At 55.2% G+C, this 25,285-nt stretch carries 23 protein-coding genes; 10 read left to right on the forward strand and 13 right to left on the reverse strand.

Translation table 11 applies throughout. The features are described from left to right. Nucleotides 1–78: 78 nt before the first annotated feature. The gene (locus ACKGJP_RS09870) at nt 79–867 is read right to left on the reverse strand and encodes a lipase family protein (protein ID WP_409345486.1); all 789 of its coding nucleotides are present in this window, start codon (nt 865–867) and stop codon (nt 79–81) included. A gap of 356 nt (nt 868–1,223) precedes the next feature. On the opposite strand from ACKGJP_RS09870, the gene ACKGJP_RS09875 reads away from it, so the two are divergent. Next, entirely contained in the window at nt 1,224–1,982 is a 759-nt protein-coding gene (locus ACKGJP_RS09875) for a C1 family peptidase (RefSeq protein WP_409345487.1), read from the forward strand. A gap of 116 nt (nt 1,983–2,098) precedes the next feature. Here the strand turns inward: ACKGJP_RS09875 and glpX are convergent, their stop codons facing one another. Further along, complete coding sequence (glpX, locus tag ACKGJP_RS09880) at nt 2,099–3,070, reverse strand: class II fructose-bisphosphatase (protein WP_409345488.1); 972 nt, start codon at nt 3,068–3,070, stop codon at nt 2,099–2,101. Nucleotides 3,071–3,397: 327 nt separating this feature from the next. Between glpX and ACKGJP_RS09885 the strand changes: the two genes are divergently transcribed. Then, on the forward strand, nt 3,398–4,072 hold the full coding sequence (locus tag ACKGJP_RS09885; protein WP_409347116.1) for a helix-turn-helix transcriptional regulator: 675 nt from the start codon (nt 3,398–3,400) through the stop codon (nt 4,070–4,072). Then, the gene (locus ACKGJP_RS09890) at nt 4,072–4,872 is read left to right on the forward strand and encodes a pyruvate, water dikinase regulatory protein (RefSeq protein ID WP_409345489.1); all 801 of its coding nucleotides are present in this window, start codon (nt 4,072–4,074) and stop codon (nt 4,870–4,872) included. Before ACKGJP_RS09885 ends, ACKGJP_RS09890 begins: the two co-directional genes overlap by 1 nt. 573 nt (nt 4,873–5,445) lie before the next feature. On the opposite strand, the gene ACKGJP_RS09895 is transcribed toward ACKGJP_RS09890, so the two are convergent. Next, nucleotides 5,446–6,057: a biotin transporter BioY gene (locus tag ACKGJP_RS09895; protein WP_409345490.1), complete on the reverse strand. Its 612-nt coding sequence runs from the start codon at nt 6,055–6,057 to the stop codon at nt 5,446–5,448. 104 nt (nt 6,058–6,161) lie between these two features. Between ACKGJP_RS09895 and ACKGJP_RS09900 the strand changes: the two genes are divergently transcribed. The 5 genes from ACKGJP_RS09900 to ACKGJP_RS09920 all read left to right on the forward strand — a co-directional run bounded on the left by ACKGJP_RS09900 (nt 6,162) and on the right by ACKGJP_RS09920 (nt 12,325). Next, a complete protein-coding gene (locus ACKGJP_RS09900) occupies nt 6,162–7,025 on the forward strand; it encodes an ATP-binding cassette domain-containing protein (protein ID WP_409345491.1) in 864 nt (287 codons plus the stop codon). Then, complete coding sequence (locus ACKGJP_RS09905; protein WP_409345492.1) at nt 7,022–8,878, forward strand: ATP-binding cassette domain-containing protein; 1,857 nt, start codon at nt 7,022–7,024, stop codon at nt 8,876–8,878. Before ACKGJP_RS09900 ends, ACKGJP_RS09905 begins: the two co-directional genes overlap by 4 nt. A gap of 255 nt (nt 8,879–9,133) precedes the next feature. Next, nucleotides 9,134–10,186, forward strand: a complete 1,053-nt coding sequence (locus ACKGJP_RS09910; RefSeq protein WP_409345493.1) for a LacI family DNA-binding transcriptional regulator — start codon at nt 9,134–9,136, stop codon at nt 10,184–10,186. 270 nt (nt 10,187–10,456) lie between these two features. Beyond that, entirely contained in the window at nt 10,457–10,558 is a 102-nt protein-coding gene (gene yjcZ / locus ACKGJP_RS09915) for a sporulation protein YjcZ (protein ID WP_409345494.1), read from the forward strand. A gap of 510 nt (nt 10,559–11,068) precedes the next feature. Continuing rightward, nucleotides 11,069–12,325: a Gfo/Idh/MocA family protein gene (locus ACKGJP_RS09920; RefSeq protein ID WP_409345495.1), complete on the forward strand. Its 1,257-nt coding sequence runs from the start codon at nt 11,069–11,071 to the stop codon at nt 12,323–12,325. 346 nt (nt 12,326–12,671) lie between these two features. Here the strand turns inward: ACKGJP_RS09920 and nikR are convergent, their stop codons facing one another. From nikR to ACKGJP_RS09965, 9 genes are all read right to left on the reverse strand, one after another. After that, complete coding sequence (gene nikR, locus ACKGJP_RS09925) at nt 12,672–13,121, reverse strand: nickel-responsive transcriptional regulator NikR (protein ID WP_409345496.1); 450 nt, start codon at nt 13,119–13,121, stop codon at nt 12,672–12,674. A gap of 107 nt (nt 13,122–13,228) precedes the next feature. Then, nucleotides 13,229–13,825 (reverse strand): ABC transporter ATP-binding protein, encoded by a 597-nt coding sequence (locus ACKGJP_RS09930; protein ID WP_409345497.1) that lies wholly within the window; start codon nt 13,823–13,825, stop codon nt 13,229–13,231. After that, complete coding sequence (locus tag ACKGJP_RS09935; RefSeq protein WP_409345498.1) at nt 13,815–14,738, reverse strand: ABC transporter ATP-binding protein; 924 nt, start codon at nt 14,736–14,738, stop codon at nt 13,815–13,817. Before ACKGJP_RS09935 ends, ACKGJP_RS09930 begins: the two co-directional genes overlap by 11 nt. A gap of 44 nt (nt 14,739–14,782) precedes the next feature. Continuing rightward, entirely contained in the window at nt 14,783–15,652 is an 870-nt protein-coding gene (locus ACKGJP_RS09940) for an ABC transporter permease (protein ID WP_409347117.1), read from the reverse strand. Beyond that, nucleotides 15,652–16,641, reverse strand: a complete 990-nt coding sequence (locus tag ACKGJP_RS09945; protein ID WP_409345499.1) for an ABC transporter permease — start codon at nt 16,639–16,641, stop codon at nt 15,652–15,654. The genes ACKGJP_RS09940 and ACKGJP_RS09945 overlap by 1 nt, the downstream gene beginning before the upstream one ends. A gap of 19 nt (nt 16,642–16,660) precedes the next feature. Further along, complete coding sequence (locus ACKGJP_RS09950) at nt 16,661–18,232, reverse strand: ABC transporter substrate-binding protein (protein ID WP_409347118.1); 1,572 nt, start codon at nt 18,230–18,232, stop codon at nt 16,661–16,663. A gap of 301 nt (nt 18,233–18,533) precedes the next feature. Then, nucleotides 18,534–19,772, reverse strand: a complete 1,239-nt coding sequence (locus ACKGJP_RS09955) for a WD40 repeat domain-containing protein (RefSeq protein WP_409345500.1) — start codon at nt 19,770–19,772, stop codon at nt 18,534–18,536. Nucleotides 19,773–19,918: 146 nt separating this feature from the next. Then, entirely contained in the window at nt 19,919–20,797 is an 879-nt protein-coding gene (gene speE, locus ACKGJP_RS09960; protein WP_409345501.1) for a polyamine aminopropyltransferase, read from the reverse strand. A gap of 4 nt (nt 20,798–20,801) precedes the next feature. Further along, complete coding sequence (locus tag ACKGJP_RS09965) at nt 20,802–22,127, reverse strand: S-adenosylmethionine decarboxylase related protein (RefSeq protein WP_409345502.1); 1,326 nt, start codon at nt 22,125–22,127, stop codon at nt 20,802–20,804. A gap of 232 nt (nt 22,128–22,359) precedes the next feature. Here ACKGJP_RS09965 and ACKGJP_RS09970 point away from each other — a divergent pair, with 232 nt between their 5' ends. After that, on the forward strand, nt 22,360–22,707 hold the full coding sequence (locus ACKGJP_RS09970; RefSeq protein WP_409345503.1) for a zf-TFIIB domain-containing protein: 348 nt from the start codon (nt 22,360–22,362) through the stop codon (nt 22,705–22,707). 107 nt (nt 22,708–22,814) lie between these two features. Continuing rightward, on the forward strand, nt 22,815–23,483 hold the full coding sequence (locus ACKGJP_RS09975; protein ID WP_409345504.1) for a tetratricopeptide repeat protein: 669 nt from the start codon (nt 22,815–22,817) through the stop codon (nt 23,481–23,483). Between the two features lie 599 nt (nt 23,484–24,082). Here the strand turns inward: ACKGJP_RS09975 and thiO are convergent. Beyond that, nucleotides 24,083–25,192 carry a glycine oxidase ThiO gene (gene thiO / locus ACKGJP_RS09980; RefSeq protein ID WP_409345505.1) on the reverse strand — a complete coding sequence of 370 codons (1,110 nt, stop codon included), beginning with the start codon at nt 25,190–25,192 and terminating at the stop codon, nt 24,083–24,085. Nucleotides 25,193–25,285 lie beyond the last annotated feature (93 nt).

Genomic DNA, 25,285 nt, shown 5'->3' on the forward strand with positions numbered 1-25,285 from the left:
ACGTCCGAGCCGAAGAGTCGCGGCTGGCGGTTCAGGTTGCATGGATGCAGCACAATGGGGCAGGAACGCCAGACCTGGTCATTTCGGCGGACAGAAGCCGGGACAACGCCGGCATAACGATTGGGCATAGACCGGATCGAGCTCACGCAAAGCGTTAAAATAGCTTGTGATCGAATGGTTTTCCGATACGGACATTTTCTGAAAGCGAAGCGGATGCGCTCCTCTCACGTGGAGATAGCGGTATGCGGTATCGCTTTTTGGCGGTTTATAGGTCTGTGGCGGCGTAAGGGGAACGATGTCGACTTCATTGACAATGCGTCGATTGTATTCGATCGTCCGGTTGTATGCGGCTGCGAAGGTAGGGTCGCCGACTCTGGGAGAGGCATACGTATACACGATCGGCTGGCGGAACTTCGTGTTGTATGCCCCGTCGAAAGCGCATAGAGTGGCAAGTGCGCCGCCGAGACTGTGCCCGGTAATGTAAAGCTTTTTATCGTGCGGCATGCGTTCGAGCGTTTCATGAATCTGACTGCGAACCGAGTCGTAAATTTTCGTAAACCCGCGATGGGTTGCCCCGGCTCCAGCGACATAAGAGAAGTCGGATTGGCGGGCGATCATATCGGATATCCAATCGGCTGTCGAATCGGTGCCGCGGAAGGCGATGATGATATCATGATCGGATTCAAGGATGAAGCCGAATCTTTCTTTCGTAAGCCCAAAAGCTCTGGCGGTAAGCGGCTTCGCGCAGGTGAAGCCCGCAGGCACGACGAAGCCGCCATCCGGATCGGCGAATTGATGATACGTTTGGCTGCACGTCGCCGCGAGAAAGATCGCCAGCCGATTATCGATCGGATCCGTATTTGACATGGGTGAATTCTTCCTTTCCGCATTGATCCTATTTGCTGTATGGTATGTGCGGAAGGGCACCTGCGTATGGACGTTTGTCACGGAGCAATAGGCAAAATCAACCGTTTATAAAACCTCTGAACCCGTTGCGGATTCGGAGGTTTTTTTGTGGAACCTGGAATAATCGATTTCTTCCATTGGTTCGCGCCTAACGGGATATCACGATGAGCTTTCCACCTAAAGCAAGACTAGAAATCTAGCATACATCGTTAATAGAAGGCTTTCCGTGCGCATGAATATGCGGAAGTGGCCTTCAAAGACTATCAACGTCGCTAAGCGACGGTCTGAATAAACGGCAAATGAAAGAGGGGGATGCCATGAGAAAATATGCCGTTAGAAAAGACGGCTGGGATATGAGGGATTTGTATTACCAGAGCGCGGCAGGGGTTTCTTCCAGATTGCTGCCGAAGCGGATCGACCTTAGGCCGTACTGCTCGGAGGTGGTCGATCAGGAGGAGCTGGGATCATGCACCGCTAATGCGATCGTCAGCGGTTTGAGGGAATATATGGAGATGCGGTCCTTGGCGGAGAGCGGAGATTTTCGCCGATTGTCGAGGCTTTTTCTGTATTGGCATGAGCGAAGGCTGGAGGGGACGATCAATCAGGATGCCGGAGCGACGATTCGCAGCGGGATGAAGGTTCTGCATACGATCGGGGTTTGTCCGGAAGACGATTATCCTTACGATATCTCGAGGTTTAGGGAGCAACCGTCGGTGAAAGCGGAAGAGGAGGCAGCCGCCTACCGAATCGACGGCTATCGACGCATTATCGGTTTGGCCGGATTAAAGGCGGCTTTGGCCGAAGGGAAACCGGCGGTGGTCGGTTTTCTCGTCTACGAATCGTTCGAATCGGAGAGGACGGCGAGAACCGGCAAGCTTAAAATGCCTGACGTTCTTCGCGAGCAGGTGCTCGGCGGGCATGCCGTGCTCGCGGTTGGCTATCGGGACGGTCTCATGGGAAGCGGAGCTGTCATTATTCGCAATAGCTGGGGACCGGATTGGGGAGACAAGGGCTATTGCTATTTCCCCTACAAAATGTTCGAGAGGGACATCGTGTTCGATATATGGACGTACTGACATGAATAAGTAAGCGAAGAACGCCCGATCTGCCGGCGCCGCGGAAAACCGCATGCCATGCATATCGGGCGTTAGTAATGTAGCGTCTGCTACAGGATGCACCAAAAAAGGAGCTTTTATTCCAAAACGTTCAATAACGGTTTATTTGGCAAGAAATGATTCGTACGGATAAAGCGGATCGTTTTCGTTTTGGCTCGCATGACAAGCGAATGCGTTTCCGCCCGCTGGCCGGGGTGGAAGGTAACGCCGCCTAGAAATTCTCCCGGCGTAATCCCGGTTGCGGCGAAAATAACATCTTCGCTGCCAACCATATCATGCATGGTCAAAATCTTAAGCGGATCCTCGATCCCCATTTCGCGGCAGCGCTCGAATTCCTGCTCGTCCGCAGGCATAAGCCGCCCGATCAGCTCGCCGCCTACGCAGCATAACGCGGCTGCGGCAAGCACGCCTTCCGGAGCGCCGCCCGATCCGACGTAAAGATCGATGCCCGATTCCGGAAATGCAGGCGCCATCGCCCCCGCCACATCGCCGTCGCTCAAAAACTTAATGCGGACGCCGGTATTGCGCAACCGCTGAATTAACGATTCGTGGCGATGTCTGTCCAATATCATAACCGTCAAGTCGGATAACGGCTTATTTAAATGCGTTGCGGCTTTATCGAGCGTCGTTTCGATCGGGTCGTCGAGGCTTAGCTTGCCGGCTAGCGCAGGGCCGACGGCGAGCTTTTCCATATACATATCCGGCGCATGCAGCAAATTGCCTTTGTTGGCGATCGCGATGACGGCCAGCGCGTTGTTGAGCCCCTTCGAAACCAGCTCGGTTCCTTCCAGCGGATCAACGGCTACATCCACCTCCGGACCCTGCATGTTGCCTACTTGCTCGCCGATATAGAGCATCGGCGCTTCGTCCATTTCGCCTTCTCCGATGACGACGGTACCGCGAATCGATACGGAGTCGAACATAGCGCGCATGGCTGATGTCGCGGCCCCGTCGGCTTGATTTTTGTCGCCGCGTCCCATCCAGCGAGCAGATGCCAGTGCGGCCAATTCCGTGACACGGACGATTTCCAGTGCGAGTTCTCTTTCCATGCGAATCCCCCTCAAGCATGTATCTATTACGTTCTCAGCGACGTTCGGTACTATACGGCATTGAAAAAGGTACGTTAGAAACGAATGTCATTAGTATGTATGACATCATAAATTATAATATGATAGGTTCTATATGATTGCAACTAGTAAAATTCATGGCAATTAACATGTGCTTTATAAGAATGATTGCAGCTGAATCGCGTATGAACTACAATAACGGTAGCGATAATGAGACCAATAGGCTAAAACCATCCAATTATCCGCTGCCAAACAAGGCTTTCCGTCGATGCGTCCGCTCGGCATGAGGACTAGCCGGAGGCTAACATAATAAATGAAAGCGAAAGGGAGGGAACAGGAATCGAACTTTCAGGAAGACAGTGGGAAATTGTAGATCGTATCAAGAAGCATGCGCCGATTACCGGCGAGCAAATTGCCGAGCAGCTAGGGCTAAGCCGCCCTACCATACGCTCCGATCTGGCCCTGCTCGTCATGCTCGGCTACATCGATGCGAAGCCGAAGGTCGGATATTTCCTAGGCAAGAAAGCGTCCAACGAGAATCAGCTGATGTCGAAGCTGACGGATATCAAGGTAAAGGACGTTCAAGCGATGCCGGTTATCGTCCGAGAGTCGTCAAGCGTTAACGATGCGGTCATCACGATGTTCGTCGAGAATGTCGGCAGCCTGATCGTCGGCGACGAGGAGGGCCACCTGCTCGGCATTATTTCCCGCAAAGATTTACTTAAGGTGACGCTTGGCAATCCGGGAGCGTCCTCGATGCCGGTAAGTCTAGTCATGACTCGACAGCCGAACATCATAACGGTTACACCCGATGATTCCATTCTGGAGGCGGGCAGAAGGCTTATCCACCATCAGGTAGACAGTCTTCCCGTCGTGGCGCAAACCAAGTCATCAGATCAAGACAAGCTAGAGGTTATCGGGCGCATTTCCAAAACGACACTAATCAAAGTGCTTATCGGCAAGACCGGGGGGATGGAGGAATAATGGACAAACGCGAACAAATGATATACGTATGCTCGGATGCGGTAGGAGAAACTGCGGAAGCGGTCGTTCGAGCAACGATCCGTCAGTTTGACGGACATCATGTGAAAATAAGAAGAGTCGGCCATATCCGCCACGAGGATGAAATTCGCTCGATCATGGAGGAGGCCGAAAAGAGCGGCGGCTTCGTCGCCTATACGCTCGTTCAGCCGGAGCTTCGCGAAATGATGAAAGAGGAAGCGATCCGTCTCGGCATTCGCGCCGTAGACATTATGGGGCCGATGATGCAGGCGTTCATCGATACGTTCAACGATTCGCCGAAACGGAAGCCGGGTCTTCTGCATGAACTGGACGACGACTATTTCAAACGCGTCGAAGCGATCGAGTTTGCCGTCAAATGCGATGACGGCCGCGATACCCATGCGCTGTTGCAAGCGCAAATCATTCTGATCGGCGTATCCCGCACGTCCAAAACGCCGCTTAGCATTTACCTCGCGCATAAGGGCTGGAAAGTCGCAAACTTCCCGCTTATGCCGGAGGTGAAAGCTCCGAAGGAGCTTTTTCTCGTGCCGAGCCACCGTATTATGGGACTGACGATGGACGCTTCGCAGCTGCTGAAAATTCGCACCGAACGGCTGAAAGCGCTGGGTCTTCCGCACGGCGCGAAATACGCGTCCGTAGAGCGGATTATGGAGGAGCTCGATTACGCCAATTCGCTGATGCGTCAGCTTGGCTGCCACGTCATTAATGTAACCGACAGGGCGATCGAGGAAACCGCCGGCATCATTATGGGATATATGTAGCTCGAGTTGTAACTAAAGAGCCTGTTCACAGCAACCTTGCGGCTTGTGAACAGGTTTTTTCTGTTGGCTGACAAACCGGAAAATATGTATAAGTCATCCATGATTATGCTTGATTATTGGATGTTCCCCAAGTTGACCTGTATGTAAAGGGGGGAGCGGACGGATCTTCTTTATTAATTAATCGGGACCTATAAGAAAAGGCAGGCAAGAGGTGTGCGTTTCCATCGGAAAGAAATGTTTAGGAGGATGAACGATGAGGTTGACAGCTTATTGTTGCAGGTTATACAACAATTTGGAGTCAGAAGGGGCTGAACGAACATCATGTTGCAGGTTATACAACATTTTAGAGTTAGAAGGGGGATGAACGAGCTTAATGTTGCAGATTTTACAACAATTTGGAAGAAAAAGGGCCGATAATGACATCTTTAGCTCAGAATGTTGCATTTCTTACAACACTTAACTGTTTCATGACTGAAAATCATGAAAAAAGTTGTACGTAGTACAACATGGGTTCGTTCGCAGCAAAAAGCGCCAAACGCGAGGTTTGGCGCCGTAACAGGTTTGTCCGCCTGCTTAAAGCGGAGCTGCGGTTGTTTTGGAAGCCGCCGGCTGCAGCGGTTTGCCATGAATCCGTTCGACGGGGAACAACTGGCGCACCTGCAGCGTGATCACTGTCGCGACAAGCGCCTTAATGGCGTCGCCCGGCAGGTAAGGATAAAAGCCCGCGGTTAGTGCCTTCGGCCATGAATAATGGGCGACATGCGCAAGCCATGGAACGCCTGTCACGTAAAGCAGGAGGGAGCCGAAAATTTCGATTGTCAAAAACGTCAAAATGAACGTAACGGCTTTATTGGTTCCCTTGATTCGTGGTACGATAAGTCCGATAAACAGAGCCGCGAACGGGAATGCCCAGATAAACCCGCCGGTGGGCCCTGTAAGGAGGGGGAGGCCGCCTTTCCCATGCAGCAGGGGAATGCCGAGCGCGGTCAGCACGACAACCAGCGCTATGCTGAAGAAGCCGTATCTCGCCCCGAGAATGCCTCCTGCCAGCATAACGGCAAAGGTTTCCATTGCGATCGGCACGGGGGTAAAGCCGAGATGCAGATTGACGTAGCTCAGAACGACAAGCAAAGCTGCGAATAAAGCGCTAAACACGATTCCTTTTACCGTAAAAGTGGATTTCAATTGCAACCGCTCCTTTGATATGTTAACTTATAAACCACATATGGGGTTAACGCTTCGTATTGTAGCACCTTTTGGTACCGTTCGAAAAGAGGATGAATGTTCGCATGAGCAAAAAAAATAGTTCCGTCGAAACGTACGGCATCGTGGTGAGGGCGGCGGGCACCGATATTGCGCTGCTTTCGGACGTAAGTTTTGCCGTTCGTGAGGGGGATTGGATAGCCGTTGCAGGCAAGAGCGGCAGCGGCAAGAGTACGCTTGCCAAAGCGTTGGCAGGCGTAGTTAGTCTGGACGAAGGTCATATCGAGCGGAGCGCGGGCGGCAGCGGCCGAATGACGGTTCAGCTCGTCATGCAAAATCCGGAAGCGCAGACGGTCGGAGAAACGGTTTTCGAAGACGTTTGCTTCGGAATGGAAAACATGGGGGTTCCCCAAGCCGAGATGGCGGCGAGAGCCGAGGAGGCGCTGATCAAGGTCGGACTGGCCGGATTCGCCGGGAGATCGACGACGGAGCTGTCCGGCGGGCAAAAGCAGCTTCTCGCGATCGCCGGGGCGCTGGCGGTGGAAGCTTCGGTTATCGTGTTCGACGAAGCTACGTCGATGCTCGATCCGGCTTCGCGGGAACGTATCCTGCGCGTAGTCCGGGACTTGCACGAACAAGGAACGGCAATCGTCTGGATTACGCAGCTGCTTGACGAGCTGGCATTCGCGGACCGCGTCGTTGTGCTGGATAAGGGAGCGGTCGTTTTTGAAGGAGATCCGCGGCGGTTTTTTTACGGTTCGGCTGAAATCGCTTCCTATAGCCCAGAGCAAGAAATCGGCTGCGACCGATTCGGCTTTGCGCGTCCTTTTGCCGTTGAAACCGCCAGACTGCTTCTGGAGCGGGGATTCCGGCTGCCGACGCTGCCGCTGACGCCGGAGCAGCTCGCTGAGGCGGTCGCCGCGGCAGCGGCGGAAGGGGGCGCTTCATGACGATCGTTGTGGACGGCGTGACGGCGTCGGTTGCCGTTATGAACGGTGCGAAGTCCGTGCTTCACGATGTCAGCTGCCGGTTCGAAACCGGTCAAATAACGCTGCTGGTCGGACGCACCGGCTCGGGCAAATCGTCGCTGCTGCAAACGGTTGCCGGATTGCTTGCTCCTGAGAGCGGCACCGTTACCTACGGGGGGGAGCAAGCCCCTTCGCGTATCGGGATCGTGTTCCAATATCCGGAGCACCAGTTGTTCGCGCGAACCGTGCAGGGCGAATTCGAATATACGCTGCGCCCGTTCCGGCTGCCGAAGGCGGAAGCCGAGAGGCGGATGAAAGAGGCGCTTGAGCGCGTGGGGCTGCCGCAGTCGTTTCTGGGCAGATCGCCCTTTTCGTTAAGCGGTGGCGAGAAAAGAAAGCTTGCGCTTGCCTGCGCCTTTGCCGCCGAGCCGGACTGGCTGCTGCTGGACGAGCCGTCGGCGTCGCTCGATGCGGACGGCGTCGAGTGGCTGGCGGATGTCGTGAGCGGGTGGTGCGGACGCGCTTCAGGCGGGGTCATTATCGCAACGCATGATTTGGATACGTTCTTCCCTCTTGCGGATAAAGCCGTTCTGCTGAAGGATGGCCGCGTCGTTGCGGAAACGGCGATCTCGGCGCTCGTCATGTCGCCGAAGCCACTGATGGAAGCGGGAATCGGGCTGCCCGCGTTTATGCGCGCGATGCAGAAGTTGGAGGTACGGGGAGTCGCTATTCCCGCCATGACAGGAGTAACCCTGCCCATGACGCCTTCCGCGCTTGCGGAGGCGATCCTGCAGGCTCCCGGGAAGGCGGCTGATGCCGCCCTAAGGACGGCTTTGGCGGTTGCCCGGCCGGAGGCAAGCGATGCCTGTGCGGCCGTCTCGACCTGCGGCGATAAGGCGGGTATGCCGCTCGAGGCCGTTGCTTCGGCAATCGACGCCGTTCCTGCTCGGCACGCGGCTAACGATACCCGGTCAGCCGGACAAATGAGCGGGATACCGTCCGACTTTACTGATGCAGCGGTTCCCCCCGTACACGATCGCACGGCGGGAACCCATGAAGCCGAGCCGGAGCGCAGGCGGATCCAAAGCTTGGCGCGCCAATTGGATCCGCGGGCCAAATGGGCGGTGTCGATGCTGGTGTCGGTCGGCATTTTGCTGCAGGATCGCTGGATCGGCATCGGCATTTCGGCTGTTTGCACGGCAGTCCTTTTTCTGCTGTCGGGCTCCGCTTTCCGTCCGGTTTGGCGCTGGACGAAGCCCTTTCTATATTTTACGTTGTTCTCGATCGCCTTTTCCGGTCTACAGCTGTCCTTGGGGACGGAATCGTCGGGATTTTCGCTGGGATTCTCTGGGGAGACGGCTATGCTCACGTTGAAGCAATTCGTTAAAATATTGCTCGTGATGGTCACCGGACTGCTGTTTACGCTTTCCACGACGCAAATGCAAATGAAGCAGGCGCTTGAGGTGACGTTCGGCGCGCTGGAAAAATGGAAGCTGCCGGTCGGCGCGTTCGCGCTCGGCGCCTCCTTGCTGCTGCGCTTCATTCCGATCATCTCGCAGGAGGTCGAACGGCTTAAGCTGGCGGTTAAAGCGCGGAGCGCATCGTTCGCCAAAGGGAAACCGCTCCGTGTTCGCGATGCGCCGGCGTTCGTTATTCCGCTTGTCCTGTCCGTGCTCCAAACCGCGGAGGATTTATCGGTCGCGATGGAAGCGAGAGGCTACAAAATTTCGGCTCAAAAGCGAACGATGGCGATCCGTCTGCGGATGAAGAGAAGGGATGCGGCGGCAATCGCTGCCGGAACGGCTATTCTCATGCTTCAGCTGGCTGTAAAATAAGTGGATGATAAAAGGAATATCCCTCCAGGCAAGCACCCCGAACCGTTTGTATCCGAACCGGTTCGGGTGCTTGTTGTCGTTTGTTCACTTTTTGGCTCCAAATCTATGTGAATAAGCGGGATATTTGGAATGCGAATAGGCAACAGCTATATTATGCCCTATAATAAAGTGGAACTATAATTTTACGCCAAAATGTCCGGTACTTGACTCCGATCATTCGAGCCATATCCATTTTCCGTGCAAGGAGGGAAGCAGATGCCCACTTTAAAAGATATCGCCTTGCGTGTCGGCGTTTCTATCTCGACGGTATCCCGCGCGATCAGCAACGATACGGCTCGTCCCGTAAACGATGAAACGAAACGCAAAATTCGCGAAGCCGCCGACGAAATCGGTTACAAATGGGAAGAGTCGCCGGCGCAGCCAGCCAAACAGGAAGCCAAAACATCCAAAAGAATCGGATGCATCATCCCGCAGTCGTTCATGGACAACCATCCCTACTTTTCTTCGGTCTTATCGGGCTTCCGCAAGAAAATGATCGATATGGATCAGCAGCCTTTTTTCATCCGCACCTATGAAGAGATCAACGACGTCAAACGGTTACGCAAGTGGCTTGCCGAAACGGGGGTTCAAGGCGTTCTCGTGCTCGGTTGGTATGAGAAATCGCTGTTCGAGCTGCTTCAGGCTGAAGGGGTCTTCTTGCTCGGGGTCAGCATGAACGACGAGAGCATCGCCATTTCGACCGTAGATTGCGACCGCTTACTGGCATCGCGGGCTGCCGTCCGGCATCTGATCGCGCAGGGCCATTCCAAAATCGGCTACATCGGCGGCCCGGCATTTTCCTATAAGCTGGAGGACGAAGACCGGTATCTCGGTTACAAGTTCGCGATGCTGGAATTCGGTTTGAAGCTGAATCCGGACTGGATGCTAAATGCCAATTGGAATGTGGACAGAAGCTACAGCCTCATGACGGATATGCTGAATCATTTGCCGGCGGACGAAAGGCCCACCGCCATGTTTTGCGCAAGCGACATGCTGGCTATTCCCGCCATGCGCGCGGCCCTGGAGAAAAAATGCCGTATCCCCGAAGATATGGCATTCGTCGGCATGGACAACATCGAAGTGGCGCAATATACGTCGCCCCCGCTTACATCCGTACAAGTACCCAAAAATGAAATAGGCGAAGTGGCGGCTAAAGTTCTTGTCGACTATTTGGAAGGCGCTTATTCCTATCCGTCGAAAATATTGCTCCCCTGCGATATGATCGTCCGCGAGTCATCCGTCTACGACCGGACGGGAATGGCTCTTTAATCAGGCATGCATGTTCGCGCTCTGCGTCCGACTGGACCGCAGGGCTCTTCGGCGTTGCTGAAGGAGAGAACCAACCGAACCTGCCGGATCCGGACACAGGCGTACGACTCCTCTGGGCATTTCCCCAATTATAGAAAGCAAGGGCGTTTATCCAATCAAAAACGGGGCGAAGCCATAAGATAAGTGTAGACCGACGGCGGGGATGGCTGAAGGCGGAGACGCACGAAAGCCACCACAGCGCCTAACGGCACAACAAAGGAGGAATATCGAATGTCTGGAGTTGTTGGGGGAGCCTTTACATCGACTGGCACTATTCTGGTATTGTTCATTCTGCTCGTCATTGTTGCCTGTGCTTGCATGAGAAGCTGGTAATCAAGCAGTAAAGCCATAAGTACTGTTTAGATTAGCGGCAATGTCAGGTAACAGGAACCGCTTCTCTTGGTAAATGGGGGCTATATGCCTACCGATTAACCGGGAGCAGCGGTTCTTTTTTTGTCTATGTTTGGCTCCAAATAAACCAAACGAAATGTATTGACAGGTTATGAAAGCGATATTATGATTATGAAGACGAAAATATTTGGCGCAAAAATATAAGCTTTTTGGATGTTTTGGAGTTGGGCGGTATCCTCTGGAAGAGAAATCGAAGCTAATCGAAGATGGTGAATCCATTATCATCATGCGCACCTTCTTCCAAACGACCATTCCGTAAGAAGTGCAGGAAGCTGCGACGATCGACGGTAGTTCCCATTTTCAAATCTTATGGCGGATCATTCTGCCGCTTTCTTCGGCGTACCCTGTATATATTGCACACGTTCGCAGTAAGCCGCGATGCCGTTTGCTTAAGCCATTAACGACAATCAGAAGATAGGGAGAGAGAAAATCATGAGTCAACTTACAGCCGTATTAATGGGCGCTGGCGCCCGCGGAGCGGGGAGCTATGCTCCTTACGCATTGAACCACCCGCATGAATTGAAATTTGTGGCGGTAGCCGAAGCCGATCCCGAACGCCGGGAGAGATTCGCCGCTGCGCACGGCATTCCGCAAGAACGCTGCTATGAATCCTGGGAACAGCTGCTCGCCGAGCCGAAGCTCGCCGAGATCGCGATGATTTGTACGCAGGACCGGATGCACCGTGATCCGACTATCCAAGCTTTGAACAAAAAATATCATGTCCTGCTTGAAAAGCCGATGTCGCCGGAACCGAAGGAATGTTTGGAGATGGAGCAAGCGGCCAAAGAAAACAACCGTCTTTTGAACATTTGCCACGTACTGCGCTATACGCCGTTCTGGAGTACTATCAAAAAGCTACTGTCCGAAGGCACGATCGGTGAAGTCGTATCGATTCAACTGAACGAAAACGTCGGCTATTGGCACATTGCGCACAGCTTCGTCCGCGGCAACTGGAACAATTCCGAGAAGTCCAGTCCGATGATTTTGGCGAAATCTTGCCACGACATGGACGTGCTTTCCTGGCTGATGGATCAGCCTTGTACGCGCGTCAGCTCGTTCGGCTCGCTGATGCATTTCCATGAAGGTAACGCGCCGGAGGGCTCGACCGATCGCTGCCTCGATTGTCCGGTACAGAAAACATGCGTATACTCCGCGCCGAAATTTTATTTGAGCGACCAGTTCAAAGGCTGGGCGCGTCATTTTACGCAGGATATCGCCAAGGAAAAAGTCATTCAAGGCTTGCGCGACACGGATTACGGGCGCTGCGTATACCGGAGCGACAACAACGTCGTCGACCATCAGGTCGTCAACATGGAGTTCGCGAACGGCGCGACCGCCATGTTCAGCATGTGCGGCTTTACGTTCGAACAAGAGCGCCGCATTCAGATCATGGGTACCCGCGGCGAGCTTCGCGCCGAAGAAGACAAAATCGTTTATTGGGATTTCCTCACCCATCAGAAAACGGAAATCACCATTCCTGCGCAAACGAGCGGCCATGGCGGCGGCGATGACGGTATCGTCAGCAGCTTCCTGAACGAGGTGCGCGCTTACGACGGCCAAGAGGGCTTGACCTCCGCATCCGCGTCCGTCCGCAGTCACCTTATGGCGTTCGCAGCCGAAGAGTCCCGTCTGGACGGCGGCAGAGCGATCGAACTGAGCGAATACGCGAAATCGATCATGGGTAAGTAAGTCGACTAGAGCACCGAAACGTGCGATTGGCGGCGATTAAGGGACGTTGGCGTCGTCTGTTTCTGCGAAAAACGCTGAAAGTCAAGAATTAGACGACGCTAGCGTCTCCTAAATCGCGTAAAGCGCGCCGAAACGTGCGAATGGCGGCGATTAAGAGACGTTGGCGTCGTCTATTTCTGCGAAAATGCGGAAAATCAAGAATTAGACGACGTTGGCGTCTCCTAAATCGCGCAAAGCTGATGCCGAGACTGGCGGGCGGCAGAAAACCGTTCGCCGAATCCGCTCGGTTTGGCATAAATACGAAAAAGGCTGGCCTCATGCGATACCGCATGAGGCCAGCCTTTTTCTATTCGTGATGATGATCGTGCGGAGCGTGCTCCGGCGATATGTGGGTGACGGACAGCTCGGCGTACGAAACGCCCTTGGTCGTTTGGATCATTTCGTGCAGGCTGCGGAGGCGTTTAAGCGGCCCGCGTACGACCAATACCTCGAGGCATTGATCGTGATTCAAATGGATGTGCATCGTCGAGATGATGTCATGATGGTATTCATGCTGCAGCTCCATTAAATAAATGGGCAGATGGTTGACGTGATGGTCATACACCATCACGATCGTTCCGGCCACGATCTGATCCGATTTGGTCCAGTTCGGGTCGAGCAGCGACTTTCGGACGAGGTCGCGGATCGCCTCCGATCGGTTGTCATAGCCCTGTTCCGCTATACGTTTATCGAACTGGCCGACCAATTGTTCCGGCATGGAGACCCCAAACCGGATTAACGCGTCTTTTTCTTTCATAACTTGAATTCCTCCGGCGATGGTTCCGCTCTGCATTTATGCCCCAAGGGGCGGAAACGTTCATCCTCCGATTATAGCAGAAAAGCTTCGCATGCATAAACCATCCTCTATCCGATTTGAATCACTCGGCTGCATAAGCGCCGGATGAGCTGCTTCTCATGGCTGACGGCCAAAATCCCGATATTCCGCTCGCGGGAAATATCGAGCACGGCACGCCAAAGCTGAGCTTGCGTGATCGCGTCCAGCATCGTGGTCATCTCGTCCGCGATAAGAAAGCGCGTTTGCGGTCCTAGCGCCCGAACGACGCAAAACCGCTGCAGCTCGCCGCCGGACAGCTCGCTCGGAAACCGGTCGAGCCATTCCTCTTCAATGCCGAGAGCCCGTAATAATGCCGGCTGCGGGTCCCAGCCTTCCGTTAAGATGCGGCGCATCCGCCAGCGGGGGTTGACCGCTTTCTCCGGATGCTGAAAAACAAGCTGCACGGGGTGGACGCCGTAGCGGGGAAGAGGTTTGCCGTCAAGCTCGACGGCGCCAGCTTGCGGCAGTTCGTACCCGGCGAGCATACGGGCAAGGGAAGTTTTGCCGCAGCCGCTTGGCCCGACCAAGCCGACGACTTCGCCTGCTTTCACCGATAGATCGAGGTTTTGGAACAGCCACGGACCCGAGCCGTAGCGGAGTCCGAGCTTTTTACCCTCAAGTAGCATGGATGCACCTCACCGTTCCGCCTCGAAGGTCGCGTATGGGCGGCCGCTCGTTCGTACATGCCGCGGATGCCGCCGCGCAGCGGGGCGCGAACAGGCAGCCTGCCGGCAGCGCATTCGGATGCGGCTGGAAGCCGGGGATCGGCTCGAATTGGTTTTGCGGCAAAGCTCTCCACAGCGCTTTCGTATAAGGATGCCTCAGCAGCTGTCCGTCTCCGATGAAATCCGCCGAATGTGCGGTCTCAACCGTCGTTCCCGCATAGAAAACGGCAACTTTATCGGCAATGTGCAGCGCGGCCTCGATGTCGTGGGTAATAAGCAGAACCGCACTGCCGCCGTCGGCGAGCTCTCTGAATTGCCGCAGCGTCTCCTCCAGCACCTCGGGATTGAGTCCCGGAGTAGGCTCGTCGGCAATAATGAGCTTTGCGCCGCTAAGCGTGGCGGTCGAGACGAGAACTCTGCGAGCCATGCCTCCCGAAAGCTGGAACGGATAAAGCCGCTCAACGCCGGAAGCGAGTCCGTACCTCTCGAAGACGGCGCGCTGTTCCTTTACGGAATTTTTGCCTTTGACCGAACGGCGTGCCTGTTCGCCTACACGCATAAGCGGGTCCAAATAATTGACGGACTGTGGCACGAGCGCGATTTCGCTGCCGCGCAGTACGGCTTGCCTAGCCGCATCTAGCGGTGTTCCGCCATAGCGGATCGTTCCGGCTAGCTCGGCATTGGCGGGGAGAATACCCATGATGGCATGGGCGAGCAAGCTTTTGCCCGAGCCGCTCGAGCCGATGACGGCTACGATTTCTCCGGCTTCGACCGAAAGATCGAGCCCGTGGATGACGGGAGTCGTGTGCTGACGCAAACCGCCTGCATAATGGGTGAACGCGATGGAAAGATCGTTGACGGTAAGGATCGGCATTCCGCCGCAGCTCCTTTCTAGGTTGGGGTCGGCCGTTAACGGCGTTACTTATGGGAACGGTCCGGATCGCTCAGTCCGCGCAAATTTTCGCCTATTCTACCGAATGCTCTAACCGTAATGAGCAAGCATAGTCCGGGAAAAACAGCGAGCCACCACATGCCGGTCGACAAGTACCGCATCGATTCCGATAAGATGATGCCGATTGCAGGCTGGTGCGGCGATAAGCCGAGGCCTAGAAACGTTATGGCCGCTTCGTGCAGGATCGCGTGCGGGAACAACAGCAGCATGCCGACGAATAACTGGGGCAAAACATGCGGCAGCATGTGGCGGGTTGCCACCCAAACCCGCGACTTTCCTAAACGGCGGGAAATTTGTACGTATTCGGCCGAGCGAAGCTGGAGAACCTCCGCGCGAATGACGCGCGCCAGACTGGGCCAGTGCGTGCATGCGATGCCGATTACGACGCCCTTCAGGCCGCCGCCAAAGACGAATGCGATCAGAATGAGCGAAACCAGATGAGGAACGCTCAGAAACAAGTCGATGAGCCAGGATACAAGCCTGTCAGCCGTTCTTCCCAGCGTTGCCGCCGCAAAGCCAAGCAAGGCTGCGATCCCTACGCTGCCCGCCGCGGCTATTAGGCCGACGCGGATGCTCAAGGCCAAACCTTTGACGGTACGGGTGAACATATCGCGCCCGAGCCAGTCCGTTCCGAATAAATGCGTGAACGATGGCGCCAGGTTGCGCGATTCCAGATGGGTGGACAGCGGGCCGCTGCTCATCAGCATGCCGCCAAACAGGGCGGCCGCAATGAACAGAGCGGCCAGCACGGTAACGGTTAGCGTCCGCTGCCTGCCGTTTAAACCGCGGCGGGGGAGAGGGCGGATCGGCGATTTTTTGCTGCTCGGCCGTGTCATCATAAAGACCGCCTTTCCTTCAGCCGCGGATCCACGAACCGGTAGATCAAATCCGCGATCGCATTTCCGCAAAATACGAAAACGGCGCTAAACAGCACGATGCCGAGCAGCAGGGGCACGTCCCCGCGCAGCCCTGCTTCCACCGTCGCCTGCCCCAAGCCCGGATAGGAAAACACCTGCTCCGCCAGTACGGCTCCGCCAAACAGCTCGCTAAAAGCCGTAAATTGCAGCGTGACGGCAGGAATGGCGATGTTGCGTAAGCCATGCCGCCAAAATAGCGAGAGCCCTCGCTCTCCTCGCGCTCTCGCAAATAAAATGTATTCGCTGGCCAGCACGTCGGCAAGCTTTTGCCGGGTATGCAAGGCGATATTGGAAACGCCGATCACGCTCAGGGTGAGGGCGGGCAAAATCATATGCTGAATGCGGTCGCCGAGCGTCACGTTTTCGGCAAGAACGCCGGCGGGGACGCCGAGCGAAACCGGAAACCAGCCCAGCCATACGGAGAAGACGATGACCAGAAGCAGCCCCAGCCAAAAAGCGGGGGTGGACGCCAGCGTGTAGCAGTACCACTTGATCAGCCGATCCGCCCAAGTGTCCTTGTTCATGGCTGCAACGGCGCCTGCGGCAAAGCCGATCAGCCCGGAAAGCAACCAGGCTGTGATCATCAGCGACAGCGAGCTAAGAAATCTTTCGCGGATGACATCGGCAACCGGCTCGCGATACATCATCGACGTGCCCATATCGCCGTGCAGCAGGGACGAGCCCCACTGCGCGAAACGTTCCGCCGGAGGCCGGTCGAGGCCCCAGTGCTCCGCAATCCGCTCGCGCTGCTCCGGACTGACTTTCATCATGTCGGCACCTATGTAGGCCTGCGTCGGATCGATCGGGGAGTTGCTGACGAGCAAAAACGACAGGACGCTGATCGCTGCAAGCAGCGAGGCTAGCCGAATGGCTTTCAGGCCGAGAAATCGGATCAAGCTGCGAATCATGTTCAAACCCTCTTTTCGACTAATCGTTCCACTTCCAGCTTTCGATATTGTCCGTTACCGGCCAGCCGTGGCCGTGCGGATGAATGCGCTGTTTGCCGATCGATAGCTTCTCCTTGACCAGGTACAGATGATCGATGTTCACCAACCATGCCCATGGAGCGTCGCCTTGCGTGCTCAGACCCGTGCCGCCGTCCCATTGCGCCTTTTTCCAGAAGTCTAAAGCCGCCTCCTCGCTGGATGCCTTCATCGCTTTGTCCATCCAAGCGTCTACCGCCGGATTGCTGTAATATCCCGGGTTATAATAATCGAGGCCTCTATATTTGCTGTTGTATACATTGTACATTTCCAGAGGATCGTGACTGCCCCAGCCGAAAAGGACGGCGTTCGCGTGCATCAGCGATTTGAGCTCGTCCCAGCTTTTGCCCTCAACGTTGATCTTGATCCCGATCGGCTTGATCATGTCGGAGACGGCCAGGGCGAGGGATTGTCTCGTTACGTCGCCGGAAGGATAGAGAAGCGTAAACTGCGCCTTCAGCCCGCCTTTCTCAAGAATGCCGTCCCCATCATTGTCCTTCCAGCCGTTGTCGGCAAGTCTTTTCTTCGCTGCGTTCGCATCGCCGTCTGCAACGACCGTCTTCGGGTTCCACCAAGGAAGTCCGTCGTTAATCGTATAGGCAGGCGTTCCGTGGCCTTCCAGCACGCCGTCTACGAGCTTTTTGCGGTCGATCGCCTCGTTGACGGCTTGACGGATGGCGAGGTCCGCCGTGACATCGTTGCCGATGGCGTAGCCTTCCTTCGTTTTGCTTCCGCTTTTGACGTAGGGGAACACGATGCCGCGGTTATCGACCGATTTGGCCGTTTCGAGCTTCATACCTGCTACCGTTTGCTTGCTGAAAGCGGAAGGGATGTAGGACACGTCCACTTTGCCTGCTTTGGCGGCGGCGAAGGCGGCGTCCTCGGACAAGAACAAGAAGGTGAGCTTCTTGAAAAAAGGCTTGCTGCCGTAATACTCCGGATTGGCCTCGACAATCGCTTGCTGCCCCTTGTCCCACTGAACGAGCTTATAAGGTCCCGAGCCGACAGGCTTTTGGGCGTAATCCTTGCCGTACGCGTGTTTCGGAACGATTCCTGTCGCCACGAGCGTGGAGAGGAAGGTCGATTGCGGCTCCTTGAGCGTAAACTTGACGGTAAAGTCGTCCGCCGATTCCACGCTTTTCAGGTTGGTCAGATCGAGGACGGAGCCGTTGCCTGCCGCCGTTTCGAAGGTGAACTGCACGTCGGCCGCCGTTACCGGCTTGCCGTCGGAGAATTTGGCGTCGCGGCGAAGCTTGACGGTCCAGACCGTCTCGCCGCTAACCTCGTAGCCGGTCGCAAGATCGTTTACGATCTTCAAATCGTCGTCGCGTTTGAGAAGCGTGCTCTGGAACAGCGGCGAGCCGTATCGCCCCCAGCCGGTAGTCGGGTCAAAACCCGCTTCCGGCTCCGAACCGACTGCCAGAATAAGCTCGTCCTTGGTTGACGTAGAAGCATTTTTGCCGGAGGTGGACGTGCAGCCCGCTAGCAGTATGCAGCAGACAAGGAATAATAACATGGTGAATGTAAACGGATATGCTTTCAAGTTTTACACCCCTATTCTACTATGTAACACGATTTTTAATAATTGTAACACACGTAAGGATGGCATTCACTAGTTTTCTTTAACAGACGGGTATTCGGCTGTCGATAAGCATGAAAGCTGCTGGTGCGGATACACGGTTGAAGACGCTCCGGAGCCGGAGCGGACAACAGGACGGAGGAATAGGAGAAGTATCGGTCGTAAACGATCGGCGAGTGGAGGGCTGAGCGGTAAAAACGCCGAACAGCCGACGTAGGGTCGGTTGTCCGGCGTTTCTTTATCCTTTTGGACTCGTTCCGACGTAGACCGCATACTCGCCGTTTACGCCGCGAACCCACAGCCTCTGGTTTCTGCCGTCCGCATCTGCAAGCCATATATCGCCGCCGCCTTTGCCGTTTGTCCGCAGCCAGGCGATTTGCCGGTTAGCCGGCAAATATTGCGGCTGGGCGTCGCCCAGTCCATGCGGGGGCTTCGTGATCGTACGCGCATCCGCCGGATTGCCGGCGGATTGATTGACGAGGCTGGACATCGGAAATTGGAACGTTATCTCCGTGTTTCCGGCTGCTTTGCTGCGCGAAACGGTGAGGAGAGCCGGGCTTTGCCACGTAAAACCGGTATCGAGCATGCCTTGCGGCGTCAGCGATAAAGTGCGGTCGGGCGCTGACGGATCGTACAGCCTGAGTTGCTTGGGTTCCGAATAAAAGCGTCCCTGTCCGCCGATATATCCAAGCAGCGCTCCTTCCGGCGCCCACTGGAACCAGTTAACATGACCCAGCATGTCATCGATTTTTCGGAACGTACGGCCGTCCGCCGACAGCAGGCAGAGCGAATTTGAATCCATCGACAGGGAGGCGGTAGGGAATGCGATAAAAGCGATCCAGCGGCCGTCCGCCGACCATTTGAACGTTGTCGTCCCTACTGCGAACAATTGTCCGGGATCGTTCGGAATGGTGTAGAAGAGCGCGCTTTTGGTCGTATCGAAATTTTCGGTTACCGGCACTTTGTAAATCTGGATATCCGTCCAGCCTGCAGGCGTCAGGTGCGAGCTCGTGGATACGAGAAAGCTTTGACCGTCCGGATCCCAAGCATAGCTGCCGACTCCTCCGGTGACGTTCGCGAACGATTTCGGCAGCGGACCTGCTGCATCGACAACGTTCAGGATGCCGTCATCCTGAAAGGCAAGCAGGTTTGCTGCAGGCGACCAACGCAGGTTGCTTGCGAGTCCCGCAAACACCTGTTTGCCCCGCTTCGTTTCCGTATCGTAAATCCATGCCCCTTTTCCCGGCTTGACATAGGCTAGCAGCTTGCCGTCGGCCGACCAGGCGATGTCGTTTATAGGGTTCCCTCGGTCGATTCGGCTTTCGTTGTCGTTCACCTTCAACCAAAGTCCGCCGTCGCGGACGAAGGCGGCTTTCGGCTGGCCCGCTTTCTCTTTTGCAGAGGCGGATAACGGCTGCCATGCTAAGGTGAGAAAAGTCAGAAGAACGATGATCGTATACACCCTAAACCTTTTCAAGGAGAAGCCCCTTTCGGATACCCGTTATTTATGACTTAGCATAACCGGATTTATCCAAAAATTGCGCAAGGAGCGGATCGTTGAGCGGTAATGGGAAGGAGGACAGGGAGCGCGCGAACTTGCCTTACCCATTAATCGGCTGTCAGCTACAGGAGCGCTTTCTTCACATAGTTCGGGAGAGCGAAGGAAGCCTCGAAAAGTTCGGGATTCATGTAACCGTTCTGCCGCCATTGAAGCCTCCTTATGTCTGCATGAAGCGGATCCCACTTTTTGGAGGCGATGACAAAGCTCCAGATTCCGCCGGGGAATACCGGTACGGCGGCTAAATAGACGCGAACGATCGGAAATAATTTGTTCAGGTTGCGAACCGTATCGCGCATAATATTCGGATTATAGTAAGGCGATTCCGCATGGCAGACGAATATGCCGTCTTCGTTCAAGGCGCGGTAAGCCAGCTCATAGAAGGCGGGCTTATATAGAGCCGTCGAAGGGCCGTAAGGATCCGAACGGTCGACGATCAGCACGTCGTAGGTCGCCTTTTGCCCCTTGATCCAATGCAGGCCGTCACGGTAAATCAAGTGCACGCGGTCGTCGATCTCGTAAATCGCCGGATTGGACAGCCAAGCGCGGCTGACTTCGACGACGCGGGCGTCGATCTCTACCACGTCGATTCGCTTGACGTCCGCATACTTTGCCGTTTCGCGCGCAGCCCCGCAGTCTCCGCCGCCGATAATCGCGACCTTATTGGGTTCGGGATGAGTCGTCAGCGGCACGTGCGTCAGCATTTCGTTGTAAATAAATCCTTCCTTTGCGGTGGATTGGGGGATGCCGTCAAGCACAAGCATGCGCCCGAAGCCGGCTGTTTCCACTACGCTGATTTCCTGAAAGGAGGACTGCTCGTAATGAAGAAGACGCTCGATTTTATAGCCGATCTCGAGTCCCATTTCGGGAACGTCGTCGTACAGCCACAGCTCCTCACGCTCGCCTTCCTTATAGTAACCGGTCAGGTTCATCGGTTTGCCCATAATTTCAACTCTCCTCCTCCACGATAGTTGTCGCCCGCGGCGGAACCGTATCCGGCGGAGAGTCGTCCGGGACGATCATCCGATCCAGCAGAAGCCCGTCCGGAGCTGCATTTTCTCCTGTAATAAACTGTTTCATATACTGCGACACGTATTCGCCGTAGCGGGTGTTCGTGCCGAGCAGAAGCTCGTCGACGTAATAAACGCCCTTCGGAAGCGTATCCAGCACGACGGAAGCGACGGCTCCGTACACGCCACAGGCTACCTGATAGTAAGTTGCGTTCGTCGGAAAAGCCGGATAAACGTCCTTAGTGGCGAGCGCATTCAGCATATACGTTTCTTTGTCGTCATAAACCAGCAGAACGCCTACCGTATCTTCGCCGATCAGATCCGCTTTCGTCGGGTCGAGCACCTGCATATCCCATTCCCATAAGTCGTCCTGCACGGGAAGGTGACGCCGGATCGCCTCGGTCATTTGCTCGCTGACGCGATAAATAAAGCCCGTTTCCATACCAAACAGCTGGCTGAGCGAAATGACTTCCTCGTGCGGCATCAGGCAGCCTGTGAACGTCTTGTCGCCGAGCCGGACCCGAAATTCCATGGCATACACATCATCGTATATAAAAAGCGGCGTCCCGCGCTGCATGAACATCGGATAATTTAACAGCGCTTCATCCAAGAAGCATTCGGGCGACCAGGTCGTATATATCGAGTTCGGCTTCATTAGCGATGCATCGGCAAAAAAGGTCGTATCGTGCTCCACGATATAGCAGGCTTTGGGTGGTTTATCCGGATTTCGTCTCATTAATTCGATCGCCATCCATTGGACGACGCCCGGATTCATGCCGGAGCCGACGATCGCCGTTAGATTTGAAAAAGTATTCTTCACCGTTTCGAATCGTTCCGACCGGCACAACAGCGTGAAGCCCTCGAGAGTAGGATCGTCGTCGACCGCCGTATTTTCCAGCGCGGTATTGACATAGGCGACGCCGAGCTCGTTGCAGCAGCCGATCATTTGGACGGTGTCCGCCCAGGAAACGTCGATCACAAGCTGCGTGCCGGTTTTTCGCAGATGCTCGCGAAATCCCGGTAAATCATGCAAATCGAATTGATGCAGAACCAACTGTTTTTTCAGATGCGGAAACAAGCGGTTGTAGTACGTTTTGTTCTTTTGCCGGTAGTCGACCAGGTGGATTCGGCATTGCCTTATCCAGCCGTGAATCGGATCATCACCATCCTGTGCTGCATGATGGAGGATGGAAAGGACCGCTTTGGCGACACCCCCGGCGCTTCCAAGCAACGTCAGAACCGGTTGACTGGGCCTCATTGGCATTCCCTCCTAAAACATTTCCCCACAAAGTGAAGCAGATGCTCCGATGCGTATTCCGAGTACTTTGCGGGGGGATTCCGGAATACGAGCAATCTGCTTCTCTATCATTTTATGCAGGCGGGGGATGCTTGTTTTCATAGAAACGCACACGCCCGATAAAAAAGGCGAAACGGATCAGCATGTCAAACGTAGGAAAAGCTAGGGATACGATTCAATCACGTTTGGAGGAATGGCCATGAAATGTCCGGTATGCCATGACGTACGGATGAGGGAAGTGGACAAGAACGGGATCATGATCGACGTTTGTCCGGATTGCAAAGGGGTATGGCTGGATCGCGGCGAACTGGAGAAGCTGACCCAGGGAATGCGCGAGGTTCGGCAAAGCTACGAGCAGTGGAACGATCGCCGCGATCATGATGACGATGACGACTACAGAAAGCATGCGAAGCATGACGATTACAATCGCAGCAGCGGCTACGACGACAATAAACAGAACCCCTACAACGGGCAGCAGGGCCAATACGGCTACGGCAAGCATAAGAAGAAAAAAACGGTATTCGACGTTTTCGATGATTTGTTTTAAGGAAGAAACTCGGACGCTTCTGCCGCGATCCTCGCAGCAGGGCGTCTTTTGCCGTTTCCGGCGCCATCGCTTTTATGATAGAATGGGAATAAGTGGGGAGGGTTCGCATGGGGAAAATTATAGGCTTTGTGCTGCTCTGGCGGCTGCTCGGTAATCCGATATTGGCTTTGCTTGTATTGCTGGCCATTCTATATTTGCTCGACAGGCGCTTCATCGGCCTGATGCCTAGCTTCGTCAAGCCGTTCAAGAGAAGCCGGAAATTGGCCCGGCTGCGTCAGGAGCTTGCGGCAAGTCCGCATCATACAAGCGGCAAACTGGAGGCGGCCCGGCTGCTGATCGAGAAGAAGAAATACAAGGAAGCGCTAGATTATCTTGAGCAGGTTCGTCCGATCATGGACGACTCGGCGGAGGTTATCTATGAAACCGGCTTTTGCCGGCTGAAGCTCGGCGATATAGCCGAAGGAGAGCGTCTCGTGCTGCAAAGTCTTCAAATGAACCCCCGCCTCAAATACGGGGAGCCTTATTTGAAGCTAGGCGAAGCGTTCGCCGAAAGCGACCCGGGTAAAGCGATTTCCTATTTGATGCAGTTCCGCACCGAGCACTCTTCTTCTTGCGAGGCATACTACCGGCTCGGCAAGCTGTATGCACAGCTTGGCAGAGCGGCGGAGGCGAAGGATGCGTTCCGCGAAACGGTGCAAATTTATCGCAGCCTGCCCAAATACAAACGGCGCTCCGAACGAAAATGGGCACTGCTAGCGAGATTACAGCGGGGGTAGGCATCAACGATATGCATATGGAAGCGAGAAGAATCGACTGCATGAAATGCCGCTATTACTATGTAACCTGGGACAAAAATTTTCCGCGCGGCTGCAAATTTTTCGATTTCAAAAGTTCGCAAATGCCTTCGATCGTCGTCAGGCAGTCGTCCGGAACCCCGTGCTTGAAATTCGAGCCAAAAGGCTGAACGATACGTTAACAATAAGGCAAACTCGCTTTCGTCCGGAAGCGGGTTTTTTATTGTGCGGCGGATGCCGCCTGATAAAGTAGGGGTCAAAGCTAGGGCATACTTTTTAGAGAACCACTACGGGCTGGTTTCCGCTATTTGCTTTACTTTTCGGACGGATGACGTATTGAATGACTTCCTTTTGCCGGGGGCGCTGGAGAATGCGGAACGGTTTAGAGCGCGCATTCTATTCCTCACTGAAAAGCGTCGAGCGAAAATCGATTCGGACAACATGGCGCACGGTCGTGTGTCGCAGGATGAAGGAGCGTTAGAACGCCGTTACGAGAAAAGTCCTCCGAAGAAAGCGGAGGGCCGGTTTCTTCGGAGGACTTTTTGGACGGTCGCTGGAGCGCATGCAACGCGAGCAGTTAGTTAAGCTTTAGCCGCATGAACCCGCTCGGGGGAATACGGCGTCAAATCCGTCGCAGGCGCTTCTCCTGACGCAAGCCGGCCGATCAGTTCCGCCGTTACCGGCGCAAGCAGGATCCCGTTACGGTAGTGTCCTGTAGCGACGATCAAGCCAGGGGCATCGGCTACCTTGCCGATATACGGCAAGCCGTCCGGCGTACCGGGGCGCAAGCCTGCCCAGGTTTTGAGGAACCTTGCGTCTTTTACCGCAGGCAGCAAAGCCTCGGCCTTGGCATAGACGGCGGCGATACCGGCTGCCGTCGGCGACTTGTCGAAGCCGACTTCCAGCTGCGTAGCGCCGATCGTAAGCGTTCCGTCCTGGCGCGGAATGATGTAGCAGCCCTGGGTAAACGCGGTTTTGCGGATCGGCAGCGAAGCGGGTCGGACGGCGAAGCACTGTCCTTTGACCGGAAAAAGCGGGAGCTTGAGTCCGGTTCCTTCAAGCAGCTCGCCGCCCCAGGCACCCGCCGTGACGATAATCTGATCGGCATAAAGCGGTCCTTGCGGGCTGCGAACGCCGCGAATGCGGCCGTTTTCGCGGATGATTCCAAGCGCCGGCGTCCACGGCATAATCCGGCAGCCGGACTGCTGCAGTACAGCTTGCAGCGAGCGGGCCAGATGCAGCGGATGAATCTGGTGATCGCTCTCGAAATAGAGTCCGCCGCGAACATGAGGAGACAGCGCCGGCTCCAGTTTGCGGATTTCATCCGTCTCAAGCCAAGAGCAGCCGATCCAGGGCGTCCTGCCGCGCAGCTCCTGCTCGTCTTCCTCCGACAGCGCCGCACGGACGATTCCTTCCGCCGTATATTGCGGCGAGATGCCGGTCAGCTCGAAGAGCTCCTCCGTCCAAGGGCGGTACAAACGCTGGCTTTCCTTGCACAGCTCGTAAAACGGGCCGTCCTGATGAATCTCCACATGCGCCCCCAGCATGCCGGCTGCGGCTGTCGACGCTTCTTCGTTCAAGCCGCCTTTATCAAGCAGCGTGACGGCAAATCCCCGTTTGGTCAATTCATAAGCGATGGAACACCCGATGATCCCGCCGCCGACGACGATGGCCGATTCACGTGTCGTCATCGAAATCCCTCCTCAAATAATCCCCTTAAAGTAAAAGTTAGCGCTGCAGAAGCGGATGGCCGAAGATCTGGAGTCCTGCTTTGCGGCTAACGA

The organism is Paenibacillus litoralis, assembly GCF_046244365.1.
Classification (GTDB): Bacteria; Bacillota; Bacilli; order Paenibacillales; family NBRC-103111; genus Paenibacillus_V.

Coding starts and splice junctions, on each gene's coding strand:
- ACKGJP_RS09940 (WP_409347117.1), bottom strand. CDS start 15,652: ATGACACGGCCGAGCAGCAAAAAATCGCCGATCCGCCCTCTCCCCCGC.
- ACKGJP_RS09870 (WP_409345486.1), bottom strand. CDS start 867: ATGTCAAATACGGATCCGATCGATAATCGGCTGGCGATCTTTCTCGCG.
- speE (WP_409345501.1), bottom strand. CDS start 20,797: ATGGGCAAACCGATGAACCTGACCGGTTACTATAAGGAAGGCGAGCGT.
- ACKGJP_RS09920 (WP_409345495.1), top strand. CDS start 11,069: ATGAGTCAACTTACAGCCGTATTAATGGGCGCTGGCGCCCGCGGAGCG.
- thiO (WP_409345505.1), bottom strand. CDS start 25,192: ATGACGACACGTGAATCGGCCATCGTCGTCGGCGGCGGGATCATCGGG.
- ACKGJP_RS09965 (WP_409345502.1), bottom strand. CDS start 22,127: ATGCCAATGAGGCCCAGTCAACCGGTTCTGACGTTGCTTGGAAGCGCC.
- ACKGJP_RS09930 (WP_409345497.1), bottom strand. CDS start 13,825: ATGCTACTTGAGGGTAAAAAGCTCGGACTCCGCTACGGCTCGGGTCCG.
- glpX (WP_409345488.1), bottom strand. CDS start 3,070: ATGGAAAGAGAACTCGCACTGGAAATCGTCCGTGTCACGGAATTGGCC.
- ACKGJP_RS09935 (WP_409345498.1), bottom strand. CDS start 14,738: ATGCCGATCCTTACCGTCAACGATCTTTCCATCGCGTTCACCCATTAT.
- ACKGJP_RS09905 (WP_409345492.1), top strand. CDS start 7,022: ATGACGATCGTTGTGGACGGCGTGACGGCGTCGGTTGCCGTTATGAAC.
- nikR (WP_409345496.1), bottom strand. CDS start 13,121: ATGAAAGAAAAAGACGCGTTAATCCGGTTTGGGGTCTCCATGCCGGAA.
- ACKGJP_RS09945 (WP_409345499.1), bottom strand. CDS start 16,641: ATGATTCGCAGCTTGATCCGATTTCTCGGCCTGAAAGCCATTCGGCTA.
- ACKGJP_RS09875 (WP_409345487.1), top strand. CDS start 1,224: ATGAGAAAATATGCCGTTAGAAAAGACGGCTGGGATATGAGGGATTTG.
- yjcZ (WP_409345494.1), top strand. CDS start 10,457: ATGTCTGGAGTTGTTGGGGGAGCCTTTACATCGACTGGCACTATTCTG.
- ACKGJP_RS09890 (WP_409345489.1), top strand. CDS start 4,072: ATGGACAAACGCGAACAAATGATATACGTATGCTCGGATGCGGTAGGA.
- ACKGJP_RS09970 (WP_409345503.1), top strand. CDS start 22,360: ATGAAATGTCCGGTATGCCATGACGTACGGATGAGGGAAGTGGACAAG.
- ACKGJP_RS09975 (WP_409345504.1), top strand. CDS start 22,815: ATGGGGAAAATTATAGGCTTTGTGCTGCTCTGGCGGCTGCTCGGTAAT.
- ACKGJP_RS09910 (WP_409345493.1), top strand. CDS start 9,134: ATGCCCACTTTAAAAGATATCGCCTTGCGTGTCGGCGTTTCTATCTCG.
- ACKGJP_RS09900 (WP_409345491.1), top strand. CDS start 6,162: ATGAGCAAAAAAAATAGTTCCGTCGAAACGTACGGCATCGTGGTGAGG.
- ACKGJP_RS09950 (WP_409347118.1), bottom strand. CDS start 18,232: ATGTTATTATTCCTTGTCTGCTGCATACTGCTAGCGGGCTGCACGTCC.